Genomic DNA, 1,228 nt, shown 5'->3' on the forward strand with positions numbered 1-1,228 from the left:
GCGGCACGTCGCAGGGGCAGCAAACCCTCAGGGTCGCGGCAGGCATGGATCAGGGCGGCTGAGAGCGCTTCCACGTCGAAGAAGTCTAATAGCATCCCATTCTGCCCGTTCTCGACGGCATCCCTGACGGGCCCCGTGTCCGAGCCGATGATCAGGCACTCCGAGGCCATGGCCTCCAGTAGCGACCAGGAGAGCACGAAGGGGTAGGTGTAGTAGACGTGTGCTGCCGAGATGGAGAGAGCTGCCAGCATCTGCTCATGCGGCAGCCGGCCCATGAAATGCACGCGCCGCAGGTCGAGGCGCTCACCCACCTCTGCCAGCATGACCTTCTTCCACGTCATGCCTGAGGGTGCGGCTGGTCCGTAGCCGCCTGACTCATCCGCCCCAATCAGCACCACCTCGGCATCCGGTACTTCGGCCAGGACCTTGGGTAGGGCGCGCATGAAGATGTGAAAGCCACGCAGTGGCTCGAAGCGCCGATTGATGAAGGTGACGACGGGCTTGGAGCGATCGAGTATCCGTCCGTTCGTGAGCCTCAGCGTTGCGGCAGCGTCCGGCTTGATGCGCGTTGTGTCGATCCCTTCGTGTATGATGCCGATCCGCGAACGGAAGAGGTCCGGGAAGCGGCTAGCCTGAAATGCCGTTGGGCAGATGATCTTGTCAGCCTCGGCGTAGGCTAGGGCCATGGTGGCATTCTTGGCATGGATGCGGAACGCGTCTTTGGGGGTGACCCTGCCGAACTCAGGGTCGAACCCGACGTCCCCGCCGGAGGAACGGTAGTAGTACTCGCCGTGCAGGATCTGCTTGGCGCCCGGGAACACCTCCCGCATGAACAGGGTCTCCCCCCATCCGGGGTGCCCAATGATGAGATCGGGGTCGAAGCCCTGTTGCTTGAGTGAGAGGGCACTCTCGCCAGCAGCAGAAGCTCGGATGAGATCCGCTTCTGCACGCGTCGCCGGGTCAAAGATGCCCGCGGTTGAGCCCTGCTTGGCGCGCCAGCGCGCGACCGGCACCCCGGGCAGGTCCCGCCCGGTCGGCGAAGCGATGGCGACGCAACGATGTCCCTGTGCGGTCAGGGTCTCGGCCAGGAAGCCGAACTGACCGGGGAAATTGTTGTGAACGAAGAGAACGTCGGCCATGGCTGGGAGCGATGCTGATCAGGCTTTGTAGGTGCTTCCATCCGCGAGCTTGGCAGCGTTCGCCTCGCGGATCTTAGCAGCCGCATCGT

1 protein-coding gene is annotated in these 1,228 nt (G+C 63.8%); it reads right to left on the reverse strand.

What is annotated here, in order from left to right:
• Window positions 1-1,139, reverse strand: a 1,139-nt coding sequence (locus CRT23_RS27550; protein ID WP_103712636.1) for a glycosyltransferase, incomplete at its 3' end; no start/stop codon positions are given.
• Between the last annotated feature and the right edge of the window lie 89 nt (window positions 1,140-1,228).

It is taken from the genome of Methylobacterium sp. V23 (assembly GCF_002917135.1).
In the GTDB taxonomy this organism is placed as follows: Bacteria; Pseudomonadota; Alphaproteobacteria; order Rhizobiales; family Beijerinckiaceae; genus Methylobacterium.